The sequence below is a fragment of the Sutterella wadsworthensis genome (assembly GCF_003315195.1).
Lineage (GTDB): Bacteria > Pseudomonadota > Gammaproteobacteria > Burkholderiales > Burkholderiaceae_F > Sutterella > Sutterella wadsworthensis.
This window is the reverse complement of sequence record NZ_QNRV01000022.1, coordinates 27,590-50,168: the sequence shown is the minus strand read 5'-3', so window position 1 is coordinate 50,168 and position 22,579 is coordinate 27,590. Positions and strand designations below refer to the sequence as shown.

At 56.7% G+C, this 22,579-nt stretch carries 19 protein-coding genes and 1 riboswitch; of the genes, 13 read left to right on the top strand and 6 right to left on the bottom strand.

The genetic code is table 11. From position 1 onward, the window contains the following. Positions 1-252: 252 nt before the first annotated feature. The 3 genes from iadA to DES29_RS09085 all read right to left on the bottom strand — a co-directional run bounded on the left by iadA (position 253) and on the right by DES29_RS09085 (position 2,674). Complete coding sequence (iadA, locus tag DES29_RS09095; RefSeq protein WP_016473998.1) at positions 253-1,404, bottom strand: beta-aspartyl-peptidase; 1,152 nt, start codon at positions 1,402-1,404, stop codon at positions 253-255. A 185-nt stretch (positions 1,405-1,589) separates the two neighbouring features. Beyond that, positions 1,590-2,162: a hypothetical protein gene (locus tag DES29_RS09090; RefSeq protein ID WP_016473997.1), complete on the bottom strand. Its 573-nt coding sequence runs from the start codon at positions 2,160-2,162 to the stop codon at positions 1,590-1,592. A 41-nt stretch (positions 2,163-2,203) separates the two neighbouring features. Next, a complete protein-coding gene (locus DES29_RS09085; RefSeq protein WP_005430769.1) occupies positions 2,204-2,674 on the bottom strand; it encodes a MerR family transcriptional regulator in 471 nt (156 codons plus the stop codon). A 202-nt stretch (positions 2,675-2,876) separates the two neighbouring features. Between DES29_RS09085 and DES29_RS09080 the strand changes: the two genes are divergently transcribed. The 10 genes from DES29_RS09080 to DES29_RS09035 all read left to right on the top strand — a co-directional run bounded on the left by DES29_RS09080 (position 2,877) and on the right by DES29_RS09035 (position 16,072). Next, entirely contained in the window at positions 2,877-5,741 is a 2,865-nt protein-coding gene (locus DES29_RS09080; protein ID WP_236578832.1) for a heavy metal translocating P-type ATPase, read from the top strand. A 193-nt stretch (positions 5,742-5,934) separates the two neighbouring features. After that, the gene (locus DES29_RS09075) at positions 5,935-6,474 is read left to right on the top strand and encodes a hypothetical protein (protein ID WP_005430765.1); all 540 of its coding nucleotides are present in this window, start codon (positions 5,935-5,937) and stop codon (positions 6,472-6,474) included. A gap of 138 nt (positions 6,475-6,612) precedes the next feature. After that, a riboswitch (Lysine riboswitch) is annotated at positions 6,613-6,798 on the top strand. Between the two features lie 190 nt (positions 6,799-6,988). Further along, on the top strand, positions 6,989-8,404 hold the full coding sequence (locus DES29_RS09070; protein ID WP_016473995.1) for an APC family permease: 1,416 nt from the start codon (positions 6,989-6,991) through the stop codon (positions 8,402-8,404). Positions 8,405-8,496: 92 nt separating this feature from the next. Further along, positions 8,497-10,113, top strand: a complete 1,617-nt coding sequence (locus DES29_RS09065) for an amidohydrolase (protein ID WP_021995272.1) — start codon at positions 8,497-8,499, stop codon at positions 10,111-10,113. Between the two features lie 337 nt (positions 10,114-10,450). Next, positions 10,451-10,996: a MarR family winged helix-turn-helix transcriptional regulator gene (locus DES29_RS09060; protein ID WP_016473993.1), complete on the top strand. Its 546-nt coding sequence runs from the start codon at positions 10,451-10,453 to the stop codon at positions 10,994-10,996. A 39-nt stretch (positions 10,997-11,035) separates the two neighbouring features. Further along, complete coding sequence (locus DES29_RS09055; RefSeq protein ID WP_016473992.1) at positions 11,036-11,986, top strand: DUF1177 domain-containing protein; 951 nt, start codon at positions 11,036-11,038, stop codon at positions 11,984-11,986. 21 nt (positions 11,987-12,007) lie between these two features. Continuing rightward, positions 12,008-12,682 (top strand): aspartate/glutamate racemase family protein, encoded by a 675-nt coding sequence (locus tag DES29_RS09050; RefSeq protein WP_021995273.1) that lies wholly within the window; start codon positions 12,008-12,010, stop codon positions 12,680-12,682. Between the two features lie 36 nt (positions 12,683-12,718). After that, entirely contained in the window at positions 12,719-13,654 is a 936-nt protein-coding gene (locus DES29_RS09045; RefSeq protein WP_016473990.1) for a DUF1177 domain-containing protein, read from the top strand. A gap of 98 nt (positions 13,655-13,752) precedes the next feature. Then, positions 13,753-15,387 carry an OPT/YSL family transporter gene (locus DES29_RS09040; protein ID WP_005430751.1) on the top strand — a complete coding sequence of 545 codons (1,635 nt, stop codon included), beginning with the start codon at positions 13,753-13,755 and terminating at the stop codon, positions 15,385-15,387. Between the two features lie 10 nt (positions 15,388-15,397). Further along, complete coding sequence (locus DES29_RS09035) at positions 15,398-16,072, top strand: AroM family protein (RefSeq protein ID WP_005430749.1); 675 nt, start codon at positions 15,398-15,400, stop codon at positions 16,070-16,072. An 83-nt stretch (positions 16,073-16,155) separates the two neighbouring features. On the opposite strand, the gene DES29_RS09030 is transcribed toward DES29_RS09035, so the two are convergent. Then, positions 16,156-17,529 (bottom strand): hypothetical protein, encoded by a 1,374-nt coding sequence (locus DES29_RS09030; protein ID WP_113854777.1) that lies wholly within the window; start codon positions 17,527-17,529, stop codon positions 16,156-16,158. 376 nt (positions 17,530-17,905) lie between these two features. Between DES29_RS09030 and DES29_RS09025 the strand changes: the two genes are divergently transcribed. Further along, positions 17,906-18,766 (top strand): aldo/keto reductase, encoded by an 861-nt coding sequence (locus tag DES29_RS09025; protein ID WP_005430744.1) that lies wholly within the window; start codon positions 17,906-17,908, stop codon positions 18,764-18,766. A 180-nt stretch (positions 18,767-18,946) separates the two neighbouring features. On the opposite strand, the gene DES29_RS09020 is transcribed toward DES29_RS09025, so the two are convergent. Together DES29_RS09020 and DES29_RS09015 are read right to left on the bottom strand one after the other, a co-directional pair. Next, on the bottom strand, positions 18,947-19,783 hold the full coding sequence (locus DES29_RS09020) for a MetQ/NlpA family ABC transporter substrate-binding protein (RefSeq protein ID WP_021995335.1): 837 nt from the start codon (positions 19,781-19,783) through the stop codon (positions 18,947-18,949). A gap of 189 nt (positions 19,784-19,972) precedes the next feature. Next, positions 19,973-20,902 (bottom strand): metal ABC transporter solute-binding protein, Zn/Mn family, encoded by a 930-nt coding sequence (locus tag DES29_RS09015; protein WP_021995343.1) that lies wholly within the window; start codon positions 20,900-20,902, stop codon positions 19,973-19,975. Positions 20,903-21,014: 112 nt separating this feature from the next. Here DES29_RS09015 and DES29_RS09010 point away from each other — a divergent pair, with 112 nt between their 5' ends. Next, positions 21,015-21,704, top strand: a complete 690-nt coding sequence (locus tag DES29_RS09010) for a metal ABC transporter ATP-binding protein (RefSeq protein WP_046446536.1) — start codon at positions 21,015-21,017, stop codon at positions 21,702-21,704. Then, positions 21,697-22,566 (top strand): metal ABC transporter permease, encoded by an 870-nt coding sequence (locus DES29_RS09005; RefSeq protein ID WP_005430740.1) that lies wholly within the window; start codon positions 21,697-21,699, stop codon positions 22,564-22,566. Before DES29_RS09010 ends, DES29_RS09005 begins: the two co-directional genes overlap by 8 nt. Positions 22,567-22,579 lie beyond the last annotated feature (13 nt).

Below are 22,579 nucleotides of genomic sequence, written 5' to 3'. Positions count from 1 at the left end.
TTGCCTCCTCGACTCTGCCGAGTTGCTAGTCCTTCCCGCGACCGGGCGGACAGTGGACTTTCACCACACAATCACACGTGCGCTGCCGGGCGCACTTAAATAAAAAAGCAGCGTGACATTGCTCACGCTGCTTTAGATTGAGATGGGCGTTTGGAAGGCTTCCCGGACTAGAGACCGGTTAACCGAGATTCCGGGAAGCAAGGCGCTTGGGACGCCGGATTATTGCGGTCACGATGGACTGCAGCAGGCCGCTCACGCTTCAAAAGCACCTTTCACGATCACTTTGCCGTCCTGCATCATGCGGCGCCCCTTCATAAAGACATCGGCAAGCTCAAGCTCATCACCGAAGATCAGCAGATCGGCGTCTTTGCCTGGCTGTACGCGGCCCTTGGCAGTCAATCCCAGTGCATCGGCAATGGTTGCCGTCATCGGACGGAGCGCTTTGTCAAGACCAATCTTTTCGGCGGTAGAGCGCACCGCTTCCAAGTCGCAGTCAATGGAGCCAACGCCAAAGCCCACCATCTCGCCGGCTTCGTTGAAGCGCGGCATCGAACCCTGACCGTCCGAAGAAAACGTGATGCGGTCGAGCGGAACATCCTTTTCGAGCGCCGCGATAAGCGCGTCCGCAGCGGATCCCATCCAGCAGCCGCCGCCCGTGGTGATATCGATAAAGCCGCCCATTTTGGCAAAGCGGCAGGCTCGTTCAAATACTTGAGGATGACGGGCAACATGCGTCGGACGCATATGCTTGGCCGGGATGCCCTTCGGAATCGCAGCTTCAAGCGGGTCAAAAATCGCATCCCCCCAATCTCCGCAATGCACATGCAGAAAGCCTGTTTTGCCGGTAAGCATGCCGGCGACGCGGATTTCTGAAAGGAGCCGCAGGACTTCCTGATCGGTCGGGAAAGACGAGCGATGGTCGCCCATAGCAATCTTGACGCCCAAGCATTCGGGGATGGCAAAGAGATCTCCCTTCACCGATCCGGTGATGGTCGCCGGCGGATAAGCGTAGTTGCTCGTCCACATCCAGCCCGAAGCACCTTCAACGGTAAGTCCGCGCACCTTGGCGAGCAAATTTTCAATTGAGCGCGACATGCTGTCGGTGCCTGACACGCCCATGAAACTCGTCACACCGCCTTTGACCAAGGAGGAGAAATTGAGCTCTGGGCAGCGGCTTGCCCAACCGCCCTCGCCGCCGCCGCCGGTGACGTGAATGTGCTGGTCGATCAGGCCCGGCGTCACGCGCCGACCCGCTGCATCAACCGTTTCCATCCCGGGGATATTCACATTTTCAAGATGCGGTTCCACGGCGATGATCTTGCCGCCGGCGATAAGAATGTCACGCATGCCGACATGTTCAGGAGCATAGAGATCCGCATTGCGGATGAGCACGGCTTGGGTCATTGGTGAAGTGCCTCTTGTCAAATAAAGTGAAAGCGGGGAATGAAGAAGCGGCAGGCATCCTTCTTGATCGATGAGGACGTACTGCCGCAAGCGCTTTCTGCGGGAAAACCGATATTTTAGGCCTTGCCGGCGTCAGCCGGCATCCTGCATTCTTTCTAGATACGTTGTTTTCGCCCGGCCGCCGCTTAGGCCTTGGGATTCTCCGGCGCTGTGCGGCCATGCAGCCCGTAGGTATTGGCTGAACGCTCGGAAAAGAGCAGGTAAAGCGTCACCAGAATCGTAAAGAATGAAATGCCGTAAAAACCTGAAGACATGTTGTAAGGAACACCGAGGATGACGGCATTCAGACCGTCAGAAGCTGGCCCCGCTATCCAGACGCAGACGAGCGCTGTAAAGAGCGTCAATCGACGGCGTCCGAAAGCCAAGAGGAAAAGCGCCAGCAGAATAGCAATCGCATTGACGGTCGCCGGAATCAAACTTTTCAAAACAGGACCGACAAAATCAATGGAAACGGCAAGCACATTGGCAGCTTCCCCCGCCTGACGCCCGAGCTCAAAGAGCGACAGTGCCGCCTTAACGGAAAGGATAAGCAGCACAACGCAAAGCAGTCCGCCCAGTCCTGCAGGCCGTCCGGCAGGACGACGAGCCGGCGGCACAACGCGGCCGATCACCCAAAAGAAAAGCGCCAGCAAAATGGGAATCAGCACCATCAGGCCCATACCCATGGAGGAAAGTTGGACGTTGAAAAATTCTGTCATATCAAACGGGGAAAAAAGCAGAAAACATAAAAACGGTCTGATCAGCGAAGCGATTCGCTCGCGTCACTGTTTCGTCGGCCGGGCAGTGCCGTTGCATGTCCGGGACAGTCCGGCTCGGGCTGCTGGAGTTCAGCAAGGATTCCGCAAGTGCGTGCATCACAGTGTTTACCCTGACAGTGCGCCTCCAGATCGAGCAGATGACGGCGCAGTTCCCGCAAGTCCTTCAAGCGTCTGTCGACGGCTTCCATGTGCTGATGAATAAGCTTATGGGCGAGTTCTGCACCCTCTCGGCTGCCTTCATCAAGCGCTCCAAGAAGCTCTCGAATTTCAGACAGTCCGATATCGAGATTACGGCAGTGCCTGATGAAATCGAGCCGATTCACATGAATCTGACCGTACTGACGATAGTTATTGGACTCACGGCGCGGTTCAGGCAAAAGCCCCTGCTTTTCGTAGTAGCGGATCGTTTCCGGGGTATTCCCCGTTAACTCTGCAAGTTCTCGGATGCGCATAAGGACTCCGTGAAAGTAATTGTGCAAGCGACAGTGCGCTCGCCAGCCTTGGCCTGCAAACTACTTTAAAAGAAGCGCTGCGCCACGGTCGAAAACTGCCTTCAAAAAAGTGCTTGACATTGTAACGACTTCAAGGTGTGAAATGCTCATCAAACGGAAAACACAGTCGTCCGATACGGATGACTCATCAATTGTCAGAACTATGAAAACGCTTACCCTGCATTTCCCCGACATGTGCTGCCCGGTCGAATTCGGTCCGGTGGAGCACGCCCTCGCAGCGCTCTCAAGCGACATTCGTGCCGTGCCGGATTATTCCGTGCGCCGCGTGAAGATCAATGTCCCAGACCGCTCTCCTCTTGAAAAAAACGCCATCCTTGCCGCAGTAAGCAAGACCGGCCAGTCTTTTGACGTCGCAGCCTCGAGCGGCTGGAGTGACGATCCTAGCTTTGACCGCGTACGCATTACGGTGCCGGAAATGGATTGCCCCGTCGAAGCCGGTGAAATCGAGCGCGAACTCAAAAAAGCAGGGATCACCGACTATCAGATCGATATCATGAACCGCCGCATTCTGACGAGCCCTGCCGCTGCATCAGGCGTCATGGCTGCTGTCCGCTCGGCCGGCTATGAAGGTTCCATCGATGCTACGGATACGGCAGCCGACAATCGCGTCCGCATTGCAGTCCCGGAAATGGACTGCCCCGTTGAAGCCGGTGAAATCGAACGCGAACTAAAAAAAGCCGGCATTGCCGATTACGAAATCGACATCATGAATCGCCGCATTCTGACGAGCGGCGATGCCGTCCACGGCGTGATGGCTGCTGTGAAGGCGGCGGGATACGAGGGCACTCTGGAAGCCGAAGCTTCCGCGAGCACAGCCAAAGGGCAGACGCTCCTTTCGGTTCCGGAAATGGACTGCCCGGTTGAGGCGGGCGAAATCGAACGCGAATTCAATGCCGCCGGCATCAAGGGCTATGAAATCAACGTCATGAACCGCACCATTGCGGTGCCAGCGGCCGCTGCGGCTGCCGCACAGGCTGCGATCAGTGCTGCCGGTTATGAATCAACCATCATGAAGGCGCGTGAACAGGAAACTGTCTTTGAAGACCGTACCCCCTGGAAGCGCTATATCCTCGCCTTGATTATTGCGCTCGGCTGCGAATTCTTTGAGGTGGCTGCCGACAACGGCTACATCACGCTTGACGAATTCCTCGTTAAAGGCATCACCCTTGCGCTTGCCGTCCTGGCCATTTTCATGGTGGGACTCACAACCTTCAAAAAGGGCATCCAGAGTGTCATGAAGGGCACGCTCAACATGAACACCCTGATGGCCGTAGCCGTTACGGGCGGTGTCCTTATTGGTGCCTGGCCGGAAGCAGCCATGGTGCTCGTTCTTTTTGAAATCAGCGAAGCCATTGAACAGCTTTCCATGACCAGAGCTCGCCGTTCGATTCGCGACCTGATGAGTGTTGCGCCTGAAAAGGCGCTCGTCGCACAGGGCAGCGGCAAGTATGTTGAGATGAAAGTCGAGTCCGTCGGCCCTGGTGCGCAGGTGCGCATTGCGCCGGGCGACCGCGTTCCGCTTGACGGCAAGATTGTCGAAGGCACTACAACGCTCGACCAGTCCATGGTGACGGGCGAATCCATGCCGGCAGAAAAAGGACCGGGGGCAACGGTGTGGGCCGGGACGGTGAATCTGACGTCGACGATTGAAGTCACGGTGGCGGCTGCCGCTTCCCAGTCACTGACGGCCCGCATCATTGAAGCCGTTGAAAATGCTCAGTCCTCCAAGTCGCCCGTACAGCGCTTTGTCGACAAGTTTGCCGCGGTCTATACGCCGATTGTGTTCGTGGTGGCTTTGTGCGTTGCGATCGTGCCGCCGCTCTTCCTCGGCGACTGGCTCGGCTGGCTCTACAAAGCACTTTGCCTGCTCGTTATTGCCTGCCCGTGCGCACTCGTCATTTCCACGCCGGTCACCATCGTATCGGCGCTCGCTACTGCGACGCGCTGCGGCCTGCTGATTAAAGGCGGGCTCTTCCTTGAGGAAGCGCGCAAATTAACCAATATCGGTTTGGATAAGACCGGCACGCTCACGAAGGGTGAGCCTGAAGTCGCCGGCATCACGCTTTTGGGCGGCGCCGACCGCAAACAGGTTCTTTCACTCGCCGCCAGCCTCGGCGCCATGAATAAGCACCCGCTTTCGGCTGCCATTGTCCGTGAAGCCAAGAAGGAACACGCTGAGATTCAGCCGGTGGCTGATTTCACGGCACTCCCGGGCGAAGGCGTCACCGGCCGCATCGGAACGGGACGTGCATCACTCCTTAACCTCGCGGCGCTTGATAAGCGCGGGCTCTCTTCGGATGAGGTCGCCGACGCCTTCAATAGAGCCAGCGAAAACGGCATGTCGAGCGTAGCGCTCGCGGATACCTTCGGCGTACTGGCAGTCTTTGTCATGGCTGACGAAATCAAGGCTGATACGCGAAGCGGTCTTGCCCAGCTCAAAGCCGAAGGCATTACGCCCTGGCTGCTCACGGGCGACAATGAACGCGCCGCACATGCGCTCGCCGGCAAGCTCGGACTTGAGAACGTGAATGCTGACCTGCTTCCTGAAGCCAAACTTGCACGCATTCGTGAGCTTCAGGGACAAGGTCTTACGGCGATGGTCGGCGACGGCATCAACGACGCTCCGGCGCTCGCACAAGCCGACATCGGCATTGCCATGGGCGTTCGCGGGACCGACAGCGCGATTGAAGCTGCTGATATTGCCGTGATGGACGACCGCATTTCGTCGGTGGCAACGCTCGTTCGTCTCTCGCGTATGACCCACAGCGTGCTCGTGCAGAACATTGCTTTCGCGCTCGGCATCAAGATCATCTTCACGATCCTCGCCATCAGCGGATTCGCGACGATGTGGATGGCTGTCTTTGCCGATACGGGCACTTGCCTCATCGTGGTTGCCAACGGTATGCGTCTGATGCGTGTGAAGCCCAAACTCGACCGCATGGCGGCGGAAGTGGATCGTGCCGCAGGCACTGCGCCGCAGACGCACGTTCAGACGGCTGCTGCCTGACACACTAAAAAATCTGTTTTTCCCCTTTATTTAACTCAGAGGCAGACTGGACGGCAGCAGCGTCCAGCCTGCCTTTTGCATTGCATTCGCGAATATCCGAACGATAAGAGCGGATCCGCTATCATCATCGGTAGGAACGCTGCCGCGGGCTCGCTCATCCGTCGAGCCAAAGGCAAAGGAAGGAGTTCATTGCATGCCGTCAGACCCGCTCAACCTTGAACCTAAAAACGGCGACTTTGTGGACTACATCGAATCGCTGCAGGCCAGCTCGCAGAAAAATCTTGACGGCATCACGCCGCCCATGACGGCCGATCACCACATCGGTCTGCCGCCAAACGCTGCCGGACGAGCCGATGACGGCATCAGTCTCAAAGATCTGATCGCGGCCTTCCGCCGAAAAACCGGCATGCCCAAGGCTTCGCCGCAGGATTCGAGCCGAGAAGCCGCCTTGGCGCGGATGGAGTCGTCGGCCAACCCCAATGCTCCTGAACCCGTCATTGCAAAACCCAAAAAACTCGACCCAGCTGCCAAATTCGCCGTATCCATCTGCTGGATGCTCGGATTTATGGGGACAGCTATCGGTGTCAATGAAGATCAGCCTGCCGTACTGATGTTTGCGGCCTTTGTATTCTTTGTCGGCGTCATCCTAGCCGTCAAATTCAATTCGACAGCGCAGAACGGCGGACAAAGCGCCTTCGGGAAGCGTCGCATCAATCGAGCAGGACGCAAATAACCGCAGGGGCGGCGTACAGCATTTTGCCTACCTATCCTCCGATCAAAACAAAAAAAGGCGCTTTTAGAGGCGCCTTTTCTTTGGATTACCCCGCACCAAATATGGACAGAACCGCACGCTGGGGGTAATTTTTTACTCATGCTGAATAGAGGCGCAGTGCGAATGAACGCCGCTCGACGGGGGCACCCAAAAATAGGAAGAGCGTCGCAAGGTCAAACTGCCGAAACGACCGGCTAGGCATGGACGGTCAGTTGGTCATCGCCGAAAGACGACGATGACTCCCGAACGCTGCATTGTCAGACGTTCGGAGGCGCTATCGGCGGCGAAGCTTCTTCATGAACGGCTTCCGTCTCCGCGCGCCCGATCTTTCACGGACGCCGCGCAGAGTACGGCGTTTATCAAAGAGCGGCGCCGCAACAAACGGATTACAGATCTGAAGGCTGCTCCCGCACGATTGCGGCGCAGCCTTTTTCAGTTTCGACCCTCCCCAACAATCCGTCACTACAAAAAAATCATGGCAGCTTCCTCAACACCCTCCGCCGCTTCCGGCGGCTCGACCGAAACCATCGGTCTGCGCCGCGAGGTTGGTCTTTTCGGCGGCATTTCCGTCCTTGCCGGCATCATGATCGGCTCAGGCATCTTTTATATCGGCGGCATCGTCCTCGAACGCTCGGGCGGCAATCTCGGTCTGGCGCTTCTCGTATGGGCCGTCGGCGGCTTGATTACCCTCCTTTCGGGCATCTGCTTTGCGGAGCTCGGCGCCATGATGCCCAAGGCAGGCGGCTACTACGTGTACCTGCGCGAAGCCTACGGCGAACGTGTGGCCTTCATGTGCGGCATCACGAACTTCTTCCTGTCGTCAGCGGGTTCCATCTCCGCACTGGCTCTCGCCTTTGCTGCCGCCATCTCAAGCATGGTGCCCATGGGAGAGCTCGCGCAAAAAGCCATCGCTCTCGGCTCCATTCTGCTCCTCACGCTCATCAACATCCGCGGCATTCGTCAGGGTTCGATGGTGCAGAACATCTTCATGGTGCTTAAGCTCCTCCCGATCGCCCTCATCATCATCTGCGGTCTGGCCATGGGCAATGAGTCGCCCAATTGGTTCAGCTTCCCCGAAGGCGTAGAAACGCCTTCCATCGGAACGATTCTCAGCATGATGGCCTTTGCGGTGCTCGCCACGCTTTGGGCCTATGAAGGCTGGACCAACCTCAACACCATTGCCGAAGAAATCAAGGAACCCAAGCGCAATATTCCGCTCGCGCTGATCGGTTCAATCATTGGGGTTGCGGTTCTCTACGTCCTCTTTAACTTTGCCGTCTACAAGGTTGTCCCCTACGATCTCATCCAGAAGATGATTTCGGAACGCAACTTTTACCTCGGTACGGTTGCGGCCGATACGCTCTTTGGCACCTGGGGCATGGTGATTGTCGGCGCCGCCATGATGCTCGCGATCTTCAATTCCCTCAACGGCTGCATCATGGTCTTTCCGCGCATGTACTACGCGATGGCTCGTGACGGCGCACTCTTTGAATTCTTGGGCAAGCTCCACCCGACCTACCGCACGCCGATCAACGCGCAGATCGCCAGCATGGTGATGGCCATGATTCTCGTTTGCTCCCGGTCGCTTTCCGAACTCACGAGTCTTGTGGCTATCTGCGGCCTGATCTTCCACGGTCTTACCTTCCTTTCGGTCATCGTCCTGCGCCGCAAGTACCCGACGCTCGAACGTCCTTACAAGGTCTGGCTCTATCCGTTCTCGATCATCCTCGTACTGATTTTCATGCTGTCGCTGATCGTCAATACGATCTGGCAGGATCCGGTCACAGCCGCCCTCGGCCTGATCGTTCCTTTGATTGGTCTGGTGATCTACGAATTGCTCTTCCGTCGCCGCCACGATGCGCTTGAACGCGCCAAGAAGAACCTTCAATAGTGTTTTGCAATCAACCGGTCCTTGCCGAAGGAAGGCAGCACCCTTTCTTCGAAAAGACCGGCAACCGTTTCTGCATTTGGAGACTTGACCTTATGTCTTCTGTACTCATCCGCAACGCCCGCGTCTATGTCGACCGCGGACACTTTGAAGAGGCGCTCCTCAGCGTTGACGGCATTATCCGCGCCGTCGGATCGAATGAATCTGTTGCGGCTCAGGCGCCTGCTGACGCTCAAATCTACGACGCCCGCGGTCGTTTGGTTGTTCCCGGCTTCAATGATTCGCACCAACATCTGCTCAACACGGGCATTGCACTCACTGACATTCGTCTGCAGAATGCATCCGGCATTGCCGATGTGAAGCGCATCGCCCGTGAATACATTGCCAAGCATCAGCCGGCTGCCGGCGCAGTACTCCACGGCATGGGCTGGAATCAGGACTATTTCACCGATGAAAATCGTCTCCTGACACGTGCTGATCTCGACGATATTTCGACAGACTATCCGCTCATTTTTGAGCGTGCCTGCGGGCATCTGCTCACCGCCAATTCAGCTGCTCTGGCGCTTGCCGGCATTGACGACACCTTTGTGCCTCCTGAAGGTGGATCGGCAGAACGGGATGCGAACGGTCATTTGAACGGCGTTTTCACGGAAAACGCCCGGGCCAAGCTCACCGCGCTTTTCCGCAACCGCACGGTTGAACAGAATGTGCACCTTATTCGTGCTGCCATGAAGCATGCTGCAGAATCCGGCGTCACTTCAGTGCAGACCTGCGATCTGCGCTCGGGGAGCTGGCCCACGGTGCTTGAAGCGTTCAACCGCGTTGAAGCGGATCATCCCATCACGCGCGTCTATCATCAGTCGAGCTTCCAAAACCTTGACGAATACCGCGAATTCCTTGCGGCCGGCCATGTTACCGGTCAAGGCTCGCCCATGAACCGCTTCGGACCTTTGAAGCTCTTCGTTGACGGCAGTCTTGGCGCACGCACTGCACTGATGCGCAGCCCCTACCATGATGATCCTTCGACCTGCGGCATCGCCACACTCACTGTGGATGAGCTTCAGGGCTTGGTGAACGAAGCCGTTGATCACAAGTGTTCGGTGATCATTCATGCGATCGGCGACGCGGCAATTGAACGCGTGCTCAATGCCTATGACGCCGTCTGCACCGAGGGGAAGAATCCCTATCGTCTGTCCGTCAATCACGTGCAGATTACCGACATTCCTCTCGTTGAACGCTTCACGAAGAACGACATCCTGGCCGCGGTGCAGCCCATCTTTCTGCACTACGACACGAAGATCGTCGACGCCCGCGTCGGCGCAGCACTGGCCTCTACGTCCTATGCTTTCGGCACGATGAAGAAACTCGGCATTCATATGAGTTTCGGCACGGACTCGCCGATTGAGGATATGAACCCGATCGACAATCTTTACTGCGCCGTGACGCGGCGCCGTCTTGACGGTCAGCCCGAAGGCGGCTGGCATCCTGAAGAGTGCGTCGACATCTATGACGCCGTTGATGCCTACACGGCTGAATCAGCGTACGCCGAATTTGAAGAAGGCGTCAAAGGACGTCTCAAGCCCGGTTTTTACGCCGATCTTGTGGTGCTCTCGAAGAATATCTTTGAGATGGACCCGCTTGAACTGCGCTCCACGAAGATCGATGCCACGATGGTGGACGGAAAATTCGTCTTTGAACGCCCCGGTGCCTGACGAGCGAACTGCAATCTGACACTCTAGTTCCCCTCCAAGCCGCCAAGTCCATATCGCTCCCGGACTCGGCGGTTTCTTTTCGCGTATATGGGATGCGATTTGTTTCGATTTTTAATCGATCTATAAACAAGGGGGAACAATCAAAATCGCCAGAGAACGTTCTTCATTTATTCAATTTGGCACAGATATTGCTTGCCATTTAATCACGACAACAGCAACGCAAATAGGTTCATTTAAACTATTTGCTTTGTGAAATAACAGTGGGGTAATTTTGTATATCCCACTCTTTTTGATCCCTAGTATCTTTTTACGAAGATACTTTCTGTCGAGGTATCTAATGACTGATCAGAACCGAACCGCTGAGACCGAACAGGCACGCGACCTTGTCGACACCTTTCAGTTGGAGTGGGACGCGAGCTATCCAGGCATGCATTTCAAGTGCGTGCCGTCAGTAACGCGGCTGGTGCGAATGGGCGAATACATTGCACGCGCTGTAGACGAAACGCTTGCCGAGTTTGATCTCAACCGCGGTGAAGCCGAAGTGCTTTTTGCCCTCGTCCGCAATCCGCATATCGATATCACGCCCAAGATCATTCAGACCCGCATTCTGGTGAGCTCAGGCGGACTCACACGTCGTCTGGATCGTCTTGAGGAGAAGGGACTGATCAGTCGTCTGCCGGATCCCAACGACCGTCGAGGCACCGTACTCAAACCCACAAAAGACGGAATAGTCCTCGCATTAAGAGCCCACAAAGCACATACCGAAAAAGAAGCACGGCTGGTTGCCACCCTCTCTGAAAACGAAAAGAAAACACTTGAAAAATTACTCAAAAAGCTCATTCTCTCTCAGGAAGATGCAATTTCACCTGGCGGGCTGCAGTAAGTAAAAGCATCTAGTTTTATTTGAAATGGAGAAAACACCGTGACATTTCGCTCTGTGATTGATTTGCTTGAGCTCCTCGACGATGGTCGAACAACTGGAGCGCAGGTTGCCGAATATCTCTCGGCGCTTGGCTCTGCGAAGGTTTCGGTCAAACGCGTCGAAGGCGATAAACCCGGCACCTTTACCGATTTCATTCGTTGTGAAATTGCTGGAACGCGCGGGAAGATCAGCGGCGGCTCCGCCCCCACACTCGGCATCATCGGGCGGCTTGGCGGCGTCGGCGCCCGTCCGGCCCGCAAAGGTTTTGTTTCGGACGGCGACGGCGCACTCGCCGCGCTGGCTGCCGCCGCAAAGCTCATCAAAATGCAGCCGCGCGGCGACCGGCTCGAGGGAGACGTCATCGTAACGACTCAAGTGTGTGAAAACGCCCCCACGCGTCCGCATGAGCCGGTGCCCTTTATGAGTTCCTGCGTCGATCAATACGTTAAGAACCGCTATGAAGTCGACCCCGCCATGGATGCCATCCTCTCGGTGGACACCACTAAAGGCAACCGCATCATCAACAAACGCGGCTTCGCCCTCTCACCCACCATCAAAGAGGGCTACATCCTGCGCATGAGTGAAGATCTGCTCTCACTGATGAGCGTAACCACCGGGAAACTCCCTGCTGCGTTCCCGCTCACGCAGCAGGACATCACACCGTACGGCAACGGGCTCTATCACATGAATTCCATTGTGCAGCCCGCTTTTGCCGCCAAAGTTCCCGTCGTCGGCGTGGCCATCACGACCGAATCCTCCGTCCCGGGCTGCGCGACCGGCGCAACTCATGTTGAAGATGTTGACGATGTCGTGCGCTTCTTGGTTGAAGCCGCAAAAGAATTCACCGCCGGTCGGCTGCACTTCTTTGACGAAGCTGAATTTGCGCTTCTCACGCGTCTGTACGGCACGCTTGAACGCTTCCAGACAGCCGGCAATCCTTCCGCTTCCTAATCCTTTCATAGGGTGCTTGCCATGACTCATCCCAAAACGCTTGCCGTGATCCGCGTTTTTTCTTCAACCGATCAAAAAGTGCTTGAAAAGCACGCCAAGATCATTGAAAAGCTCTACGGCATTCCGACCCGCACCTATTGCATCCCCAACCAGCCCGAAGGCATCGCCAATGAGAAGATTGCCAAGGACTGTGTCGATCGCATCGTCGAACAATGCCTTCGAGCCGAAAAGGACGGCGCAGATGCCGTTCTCGTGAGCTGCGCCATTGATCCGGGCGTTGAAGCTGCACGCAAGGTCTGCCGTATCCCCGTATTCGGCGCCGGAAGCTGCGCCGCAGCCATGGCGCTCACGATGGGCAGCCGTGTCGGGGTTTTAAGCCTCATCGCCGGCGACGTGCCTTCCGTGCCCCGCAGCATTCTCGGCGACCGAATGGTTGCAGCGGTCGGCATTGACGGCGTTAAAGATACTCGAGACCTCCTCACCGACTGGGGGCGTGCGGGCGCGAAGAAATGCGTCGAGGAGCTCGCCAAAAAAGTCGACGTCATCATGTTTTCCTGCACCGGTTTCTCAACCATGGGCATTGCTCACTGGTTCCCGGATCTGAACGTTCCAATCATTGATGCCATTGAGGCGGGCGGCGCTGCCGTCGATCGGTATTTTGCCGTTTCGTCAGTACAAGGCCCGCTTGATCTTTAACTTTTTTATCAAACACTTCTCCTGAGGAATTCAATCATGTCTTTCAAACAAGTCATTGAACTCGCGGATCTTCTCGACGACGGCCGGGTTACCGGCGAAGATGTCGTCAAATATGTCACCGCCGAAGGCAATGTCAAAGCCACCTGCACGACGGTGACGGGCGCCAAGGGCAGCACCGACTTCGTGAAGTTCCTTATTCCGGGCAAGAACGGCAAGACGAAGGGCGGCACGGCTCCCACGCTGGGCATCGTCGGCCGCCTCGGCGGCCTTGGCGCCCGCCCGGAACGCATCGGCTTCACGTCTGACGGCGACGGCGCACTTGCCGCTTCAGCCATTGCAGCCAAGCTCGCCCGCATGACGGTGCGCGGTGATGAACTCGAAGGCGACGTGATCGTAGGCACTCACATTTGTCCGGATGCGCCGACGCTGCCGCACAAGCCCGCTCCTTTCATGGATTCGCCTGTGACGATGGACGTTCTCAATAAGGAAGAAATTGACCCGGCAATGGATGCCATTTTGTCGATCGACACGACCAAAGGCAATCAGATCATCTGCCACAACGGCATTGCCATCTCGCCCACGGTGCTCGACGGCTATATCCTGCGCGTTTCCGAAGACCTCCTCTACATTATGAGCGTCACGACCGGGAAGCTCCCGGCCACTTTCCCGATCACTCAGCAGGACATCACGCCCTACGGCAATGGGCTCTACCACATGAATTCCATCCTGCAGCCGTCTGTTGCTGCTCATGTGCCGGTCGTCGGCATTGCCATCACGACGGAAACCGTCGTCCCCGGCTGCGGCACTGGCGCAACACACCTCGTCGATGTCGATGACGCCGTGCGCTATTCAATTGAGGTGGCCAAGGCCTTCACGCAGAACGAGTGTTCGTTCTACGACAAGAAGGAATTTGAGCTCATCACCAAGCTTTACGGCTCAATGACGCACTTTCAGGGCAGCGGCCAACACTAATTCCATACCGCGCCCGGCGTATTCACAACAATGATCCGTCATTGCGGATGCCGAACCTCGGAATTCGGCATCCGGTCACTGCTCATTAAGGAACAGCTATGTCAGAAATAGAAACTCCACCGCTGCAGCAGCACCCAAAGGTCTGGGATCCTGCAACGCTTGTGCTGCTCGTGATTCTTTGCGTTTTCGGCGCAATCATCGGCGTGCAGCTGCTCGTCAGCCTCGGGGTGACGCCTAACACCGCCATCATCGGCGCTATGGCGGCGATGATCGTGGCCCGTGTGCCGCTCAAGTTTTTCGGCCACTATCGCTCGGTGCATGTGCAAAACCTTGCTCAGAGCGCCACTTCTGCCGCCACCTTCGGTGCGGCCAACTCGCTTCTGCTCCCGATTGCCATTCCCTGGCTCTTCGGCCGTCCCGACATGGTCGTGCCGATGTTTATCGGCGTCGCGCTCGCCATGCTGCTCGACGGGTTCCTGCTCTATAAGCTCTTCAATACCAAGCTTTTCCCGGCTACCGGTGCCTGGCCGCACGGCGTTGCTGCTGCGGAGTCCATTAAAGCGGGCGATCAGGGCGGCAAGCAGGCCGTCCTTCTCGGCATCGGCATTTTTCTTGGCGCCTTAGGATCCTTCTTCAAGTTCCCGACGGCCGCTCTGGGTACAGCCTTTATCGGCAATGTCTGGGCACTCGGCATGCTGGGCATCGGCTTTCTCCTGCGCGGCTACAGCAGCCCGGTCTTTGGCATTGACATCAATGCGCTCTACATTCCGCACGGCATCATGGCCGGCGCCGGTCTGGTCGCACTGATTCAGATCATCTTCCTGATGCGCGGCAAAAAGGATGACGCACACGACGAACGCGCAGCCGCGGAAAAGGCACATGCCGCCAAGCATGGCGTTGAAATGCCTGAACATAAAGATGAACAGATCGGCCGCACGATCGGCATCGGTTCCATCGGTTTTGCCTTGATCTCCGTCCTGATCGCTTTCGGAAGCGGCATGTATCACCACATGTCGGTGGGCTGGCTCATCGCCTTCATGTTCTATGCAGCTTTTGCGGCATTCGTGCATGAAATGATTGTCGGTCTTGCCGCTATGCATTCCGGCTGGTTCCCGGCCTTTGCCGTAGCGCTGATTACACTCCTTGTGGGTATTCTGATCGGCTTTCCGCCGGAAGCGCTGGCCATGCTGTGCGGCTTTGCCGCTGCGACGGGTCCGGCTTTTGCCGATATGGGCTATGACCTGAAGGCCGGGTGGATTCTTCGCGGCAACGGGAAGAACCCCGCCTTTGAACTCGACGGACGCCGTCAGCAGTTCCTGGCTGCTTCCATGGCCTTCCTCATCGCCATCCCGGTCGTCGCTTTTGTTTATCAGGACTTCTTCTCGCAGGGCCTTGTACCGCCGGTTGCCAAGGTGTATATCGCCGCTATTCAGGCTGGCGTATCTTTCGACATTGCGAAGTCACTGCTGATTTGGGCCATCCCCGGCGCCCTCATTCAGTTTATCGGCGGTCCGTCTCGTCAAATGGGCGTGCTGCTGGCCACAGGCCTTCTTATCAACAATCCGATGGCTGGCTGGGCCGTTTTGATCGGTCTGGGCATTCGTATCGCTGTGCTTAAGATCAAGGGGCCAGATGCCCGCGGTCCGCTGGAAGTGCTTGCAGCCGGTCTCATCGCCGGCGACGCGCTGCTGAGCTTCTTCTCCTCCATCATTCCGGGTCTTCGCCACAAATAAGATGTGAATTATGAAGAAATTCGCAACGCTTACCATCGGTCAGGCTCCCCGCCCTGATTTGGCGCCGGTATTTAATGCCATTGCGCCAGCCGGCACAGAAGTGGTGCACGCCGGATGTCTCGACGGATTGACCAAAGCGGAAGTGGACAAGCAATTCGCTCCGGTGGGAAGTGAAGGACTCCTCACCTCACGCATGCTTGACGGTACCGCAGTCGTCTTAGGAAAGTCTGCTGTCCGCAAGGCTCTGCAGGAAAAGATCCATCAGCTCGAAAAAGCGGGCTGCAGCCCGATCGTGCTGCTCTGCACGGGCGAATTTGAGGGGCTGACTACAGAGAAAGTGCGCCTCATCGAACCCGACAGACTGCTTCCGCCCGTTTTCGCTGCGCTCCTCAACCCGCTGCAGGTCGGCGTTATGGTGCCGCTCATTGAGCAAGCCCAAAGCGAACTCAATAAATGGAAAGGACTCGATAAGCCTCCCGTCTTTGCGGCTGCCTCTCCTTACACGGCCTCTAAAGAAGAACTCCAAGAAGCCGCACGAAAGCTCGCTCATCAAGGCGCGGAGGTTATCGTGCTCGACTGCATGGGTTATTCCAAGACGCTGCGCGATATCTGTGCGGAAGCGGTAGATGTTCCCGTGATCGCATCGAGCACAATGGTTGCCGAGCTCACAGCCAACCTGCTCTAACTTTTGCTTCTTGCTCAAACCGCCGAATTCATTCAGAATCCGGCGGTTTTTCTTTTTGGGGTCTGCGTGACCTCCTTCGGGCACTAAAGCGGCCGGGCAAAATGTGCCGCGCCGTCCCCATCCATGCAGATCATTAAACGGGCAATTGGATGCTCTGCAAGCAGGCGGCGATCCATCACCCGCTGAAGCGCCTTTACGCCGTTTTGGAGTTCAGTGCTCGATGCGCTTTCCAAGGCCTCAAGCATTTTTGCATCCTGCTTGACGGCGCCGAGAAGATCAAGCTCCTGAGGCGTCATCGTGCGCCCGGAGGTTTCAGCCGTCTGCAAAATCAATGCATGAACCGCATTCGTTATTTTTTGCGTGCTGGGAAACGCCTCCGCCCGCCAAGCGATGCGGGAGGCAGAATGCATGCCGCGGCAGTAGTTCGTGGAATAAAGAACATTGGAAGCCGCGAGCGCCTCTAAGAGCAATACGGCACTGATCCGTTCGAGAAGAAGTCCGTAAGCGCGCTTCAAGGCAGTGTCAGCGGATTCAAGAGCGGTCAGCGCGTCAGATTCTGCGGCAGCTTCGAGCGCCGCGTCAATCTTCAATATCCGCTCGTCAACCGACTGCGTCAAAGCGTCAATGACTTCGAGCGTCAGCGCTGTATCCCAATCTGCCCAGTTCCCGTTTATCGTGAGGCGCTGAGCCTCTTCACCGAGCGCTTTAATCTTGTCTGCCGTTTGCAGCCAATCCTCTGTGCGATGAGGAGAGAGCTTCTCCAGGCGACTCAGGTGCTTCTCGGCGCTCTCGAGACAGTCATTAAGGCTTCGCAGGAGCACGCCTTCCGGGGCGGCTGCGATCCGGAACCCCTCTTCGACAGCAGCGAAAAGGGGCTCCGCCCCATCGAGCGCGGAGCTGTTGCCCATGAGCAGACCGCCCGTCCCCAAAGCGGCGGCAGAGGCGGTGGCGGGAGCTTCTTGAGTTTTTGCACAGCAAAGAACAAAGGCGTTGTGAGCGAGATCTGAATCCACGCTCCATTCAAGCGCTCCGCCTCGAAGGGCGAGCTGCTGAGCGGCTGCGTCGAGTTTATTTTGCTCATCTTCGAGAGCTGCAGCGTCGCCCGCGCAGGCATAAAGGCGCTCGAGCCCCTCTCGACACTCAGCCTCCGGCGCACGCTGCAGAACAATCGTCCGGCCGTCGGCGGACTTCAAAAGAAAGGCAGCCGGCCGGCCAGGGCCATGCTGAGGCGCTTTGGACTCCACGGTTTCCTTTTTAACGGCCTTCGGCACATCCGGACGGCGAGCAGCAATGCGCTCCCGACGGCGGGGCGCTGCGGCAGACGTTTTGCCCAAGCGGCTCAGCTCAGCCTCGCCGCGGCGCCGCGACGCTGCTCGGGTCAAACCCCAACCCCCCGCAACGAGGCCGACAGCCCCAATAAAGAGCCAAGTGAAAAGTTCCGGATCAATGTGCTGCATGCCTTGCGCCTAAAAGTGTTCTTTTGCCAGTAGCACCCGCATTTTAAGCGGTGCTCTGCGAGCCTTAATGCTGTTGAGCTGGGGGATGCCCTTCAGCAGTGTCTGTTAAACAATGGACAGATCACACAAAAAGCCTTTTTGTCCATTGGGATAATCCTCTGCGAACCTTTACATCGCGATAATCTTTTCTCTGAGATCAAATGGGATCAGCCTTTTATCGGGTACGATTGAGGCCGGTTCGTTTGGAGTATTACTGCATTCCTGACGGCTCCTTCCCAACAAGCATCCCTCAGCCCGCTGAAGACGTCAGGTTTTCTGCGCCGCTGCCTTCACTGCACGTCCGCAGCATCCCAACTGCGGCCGGAGAAAAAGATCAATGACAGCGACTCAACCGCTTACCGAAACGACCGTGCTCGCCAACGACGTCAAGATGCCGACCATCGGCTTCGGGACGTGGCAGATTCCCATCAACGAGAATTTTGACAGCACCATCCAGACAGCGATACAACTCGGCTACCGCCAGTTCGACACCGCACAGATTTACAACAACGCTCAGCGTATGGGCGAAGCGATCCGCGCGTCAGATGTTCCGCGCTCTGAATTCTTCCTGACGAGCAAGATTTGGGCTTCACACCGCTCCTATGAGAGCGCCCGCGAAGCCTATGAGATGATCCTCACCCAGATGCAGACGGACTATCTCGATCTGCTCCTCATCCATTGGCCGGCCGCTCAGGGAGAGCCCATGGTCTGGCAGGCACAGAACGCCGGCGCCTGGCGTGCGCTCGAAGAGCTTTACACCGAAGGGCGCGTCCGTGCCATCGGCGTATCCAACTTCCTCCCCCATCACCTCGTTCCGCTGCTTGCCCGTGCCCGCGTAAAACCGATGGTGAATCAGCTCGAAATTCATCCGGGCTATGCGCAGCCGGCCGCCGTCAATTTCTGCCGTGCCAAGGGCATTCAGGTTCAGGCCTGGAGTCCGCTCGGCCGCGGCACGCTGCTGCGCCATGCGCTGCTCGAAAAGATCGCTGCCGCCCACGGCAAGACGCCTGCCCAGGTCGCTCTGCGGTGGTGCATTGAGCGCGGCATCGCCCCGATCCCGAAGTCGACGCTTTTCGCGCATCAGCAGGAAAATCTGAACGTTTTTGACTTCTCGCTGACGCCCGAAGAAGTCAACGAACTGACGGCCATGCCGCAGACCTCGTTCTCTGGACTCCATCCGGATACGGTGACTTTCTAAGTCTTCCGTCAATCGGAATCAGAAAGCTCGGCATTCTTCGGAACGGCCGAGCTTTTTCGCCTAAAAGACGCCCGCGGTCTTTCGGGCTAATACGTACGATAAAGCCCAGACTTCATAAAGAAGGCTGGGCTAAAAGCATCTGAAGAGCGGAAAAAAAATTTTCCCGCCCGTCTTTGCCGATTAGAAGGCCGGAACGACAGCGCCCTGATACTTCTCTTCGAGGAACTTCTTCACTTCAGGCGTGAGAAGCGCGTTCTTCAGCTTTTGCAGTTCAGGACGATTTTCGTCGCCCGCGCGGACAACGACCACATTGGCGTAAGGCGAATCCTTCGATTCAATAGCGATTGCATCCTTCGTCGGATTGAGCTTCGCGGCAAGCGCATAGTTGGAATTGATGACGGCAGCATCCACATCATCGAGCGCCCGCGGCAGCTGGGCAGCCTCAACCTCAACAATCTTCACATGCTTGGGATTGTCGACAATGTCAGCTGGCGAAGCCAGAATGCCAGCTTCCGGACGAACCTTCAGAATACCAGCAGTTTCAAGTACCTTCAGCGCACGGCCGCCATTGGTCGGATCGTTCGGCACGGCGATCTTTGCGCCGTCAGGCAGGTCTGCAACGTTCTTAATCGACTTGGAATAAACGCCCATCGGTTCAAGGTGAACCGCGGTGAGTACAGCGAGGTTCAGTTTGTGTTCCTTAGAGAACGTATCCAGATAGGGCTTATGCTGGAAGAAGTTGGCATCGAGCTCCTTCTCCGCAAGTGCCAGATTGGGCTGCACGTAGTCGTTGAACTCAATCACTTTGACCTTTACGCCTTCCTTCTCCAGCGTAGGCGCGACGAAGTTGATGATGTCGGCGTGCGGCACGGGCGAAACGCCGATCTTCAATTCGACGGCGGCGGTCTGAGCCGGAGCGGCCGTTTTTTCAGCCGGAGCCTTATCGCCGCAGCCGGCGAGCGTAAAGACGAGGCCGCCGGAAACGGCGAGAGCGGCAAAGAGTTTTTTCAACTGCATGAGGTTTGTCCTTTGGAGAATCCTCTTTTGCACTGCTAGAAGAGCAGCACAAAAGAGGAACGGAATGCTTTTGGATTGATGCAGAAATTAAATCATGAATCTTTCAGATAAATTTTCCGCATCATTACGTATGCGTAAAAGTGTACGTCTTCCGATTGCGTCCAGTTCTGAGGTATTACCTGCTGCACATCATTCCTTGAGACTCTTTGCAATCTCCGTGAGGTTGCTCTTCATGCGCTCCAGATAGGAGAGCCCCGACTCGTTGCTTTCCATGGTGTAGATGGCCACAACCTTAGCGCCCGCTTCTTCAGCCAGCGTCTTTGACGCAGCCGGGCTCACGAGTTCCTCGGCAAAAACGGTCTTAACATTGTTTTTGCGGCAGTATTTGGCCAGTTCAGCGAGCGTCTTCATCGTCGGTTCGCCTTCGGCAAAGAGATCCTCAATACTCTTTTGCTCAAGTCCAAAATCACGCGCGAGATATCCGAAAGCAGCATGCCCCGTCACAAATGCACGGCGCTTTGCATCGGCCGTCTCCTTGATGAACTGTTTCTTCAGGACGTCCAGATCAGCGGCAAAGCGTTCAGCATTTTGCTGATAAGTCTGCGCATGCTTCGGATCGCGCTTGGCGAGCGCCGCAGCAATATTTTTAGCCTCCAAGGACGCTCCGGAAAGCGACAGCCAGAGATGCGGGTCATTGGCCCCGTGCTCCTTCACCTCTTCTGGATCCGTGAGCTTGACGGGCGAAGCACCGGCCGAAGCCGTCACAATCGTTAGGTGATCATTGGCCGCTGCCGCAGCCGTTTTTTCCGCCCAGGGCTCCATCCCAAAACCGTTCAGGATCAAAAGATCCGCTTTCTTGAGCGCTTCTACCGTGCGTACCGTCGGCGTAAAGTCATGCGGCTCCGTTCCGCCCGGAATCAGCGTTTCCACACAAACATAATCTCCGCCCACCGCACGGGTAAATTCCGCCATGGCATTAAAACTCGCCGCAGCCACAATTTTTCCCTGAGCAGCAGCATCTTTGCAGATAAGATCGTCTGCCGGAGCCGCTGCAGCAGCGCCGGCACTCAGGCAAAGCACCGAACTGGCTGCCGCAGCGAAAACTTTTTGACTCAACATGATCCTTCCTTTAATTTGAAAACGAAAACGCTTTTCGTTTTTAGTGTGGTGGTAGCATACTCTTCTTAAGCACGGGGAAACCCGATGTACATGCTTTGTTTCAAATTTGAAAATGGTTTCCATTTTTGACCTTTGTTTTTCCTATACGGAAGAGCCCCCCTATCTGCTCAATCATCTGAGTCTGGATATTCCTGCCGGCGCATACTGGTCGGTAGTCGGTCCGAACGGCGCAGGGAAAAGCACTTTTATCAAGCTTGTGCTGGGACTGCTCAAACCCACTTCAGGCCGTATCGAAATTTCAGCCCAAGGTGTCGGATACGTGCCGCAGATGAGTGCGCCTGCGGCAGCGTCCTTTCCGATCACAGCCGAAGAAGTGCTCGACAGCTGGCGGCGCATGCGCGGCATCCGCAGCAAAGACTCGATTGAGCATGCACTTTCCTCCGTCGGCATGAGCGCCGCCAGACATACGCTTTTCGGCGATCTTTCCGGCGGTCAGCGGCAGCGCATTCTCATTGCACGGGCGCTCCTCGGCGACAATGATCTCATCGTGCTCGACGAGCCGTCTACGGGGCTCGACCGCGCAGGCAGAGACGAAATCTATGACCTTCTCACGCATCTCAACCATAAACACGGAACGACCATCATCGCCGTAGAGCACAATCTTGAAGCCGTCTATAAGTGTTCCTCCGGCGTGCTTGAAATCGAAAATGGTCAATGGGCGCTCCATGCGCCGGCCGAATACCAAAAGCGCATTGAGACCGAGGAGCGCGCTTACGTAAGCTCGGAGGCTGAGCATGTTTGAATCGCTTTTCGAGGCGCTGCAGATGAGCTTCATGCAGCGCGCGCTCGCCGCAACACTCGCAATGTCGCTGCTCTGTCCAGTTATGGGCTTATTTTTGGTGCTCAGGCGCAGCTCCATGACGGGCGACGCACTGAGTCACTCGTCGCTTGCCGGCGCAGCCGCAGCACTGGCTTTGGGCGTCAACCCGGTCGTGGGGACCTTCGTCTTCACAGCCGTGTGCGGTCTCATGATTGAAGCGCTTCGCAGCGTCTTTCGTCATTACGGAGATCTGGTTCTGACGATCGTGCAGGCGTTGTCGGTCGGCATTGCCCTCACGCTCATCACCATGGGACTCGTCAAAGGCAACGCGGAGAGTTTTCTCTTCGGCAGCATTCTGACGATCAGCCAAACCGACCTCTGGTGCATCCTCGCCATCACCGCCGCGGCTTTGCTCTGGGTAGGCTTTGGGCTCTCAACGCTCACCGTCATCGCGTTTGATGAAGATTCCGCCAGAGCGGCCGGCGTCAAAACCCGGCGCTGGTCTTACGCCTTTTCTCTGCTCACCGCCTCTGCCGTCGCCGCCGCCATTCCGATGGTGGGCGTACTCGTGCTGAGTTCCATGATCGCGCTCCCTGCTGCTACGGCACTCCAGCTCAAAGTGGGCTTCAAACGAACGCTGATCGCAGCCATCGTCATCAGCATCATTGATGCCTTCTTGGGTTTGATTTTCGCCTACCTGCTTGACGCAGCGCCCGGCGGCGTAACCGCTTTAGCCTCCGTCGCCGTACTGCTGCTGGTGCTCATCTGCCGAGCAGCTATTCGCCGGTTCCGCCATGATTGCGCGGCGGCCGCTGCTGTCAAGAAGAGCACCGAAATTGTATGATTCGGCCCAAAGA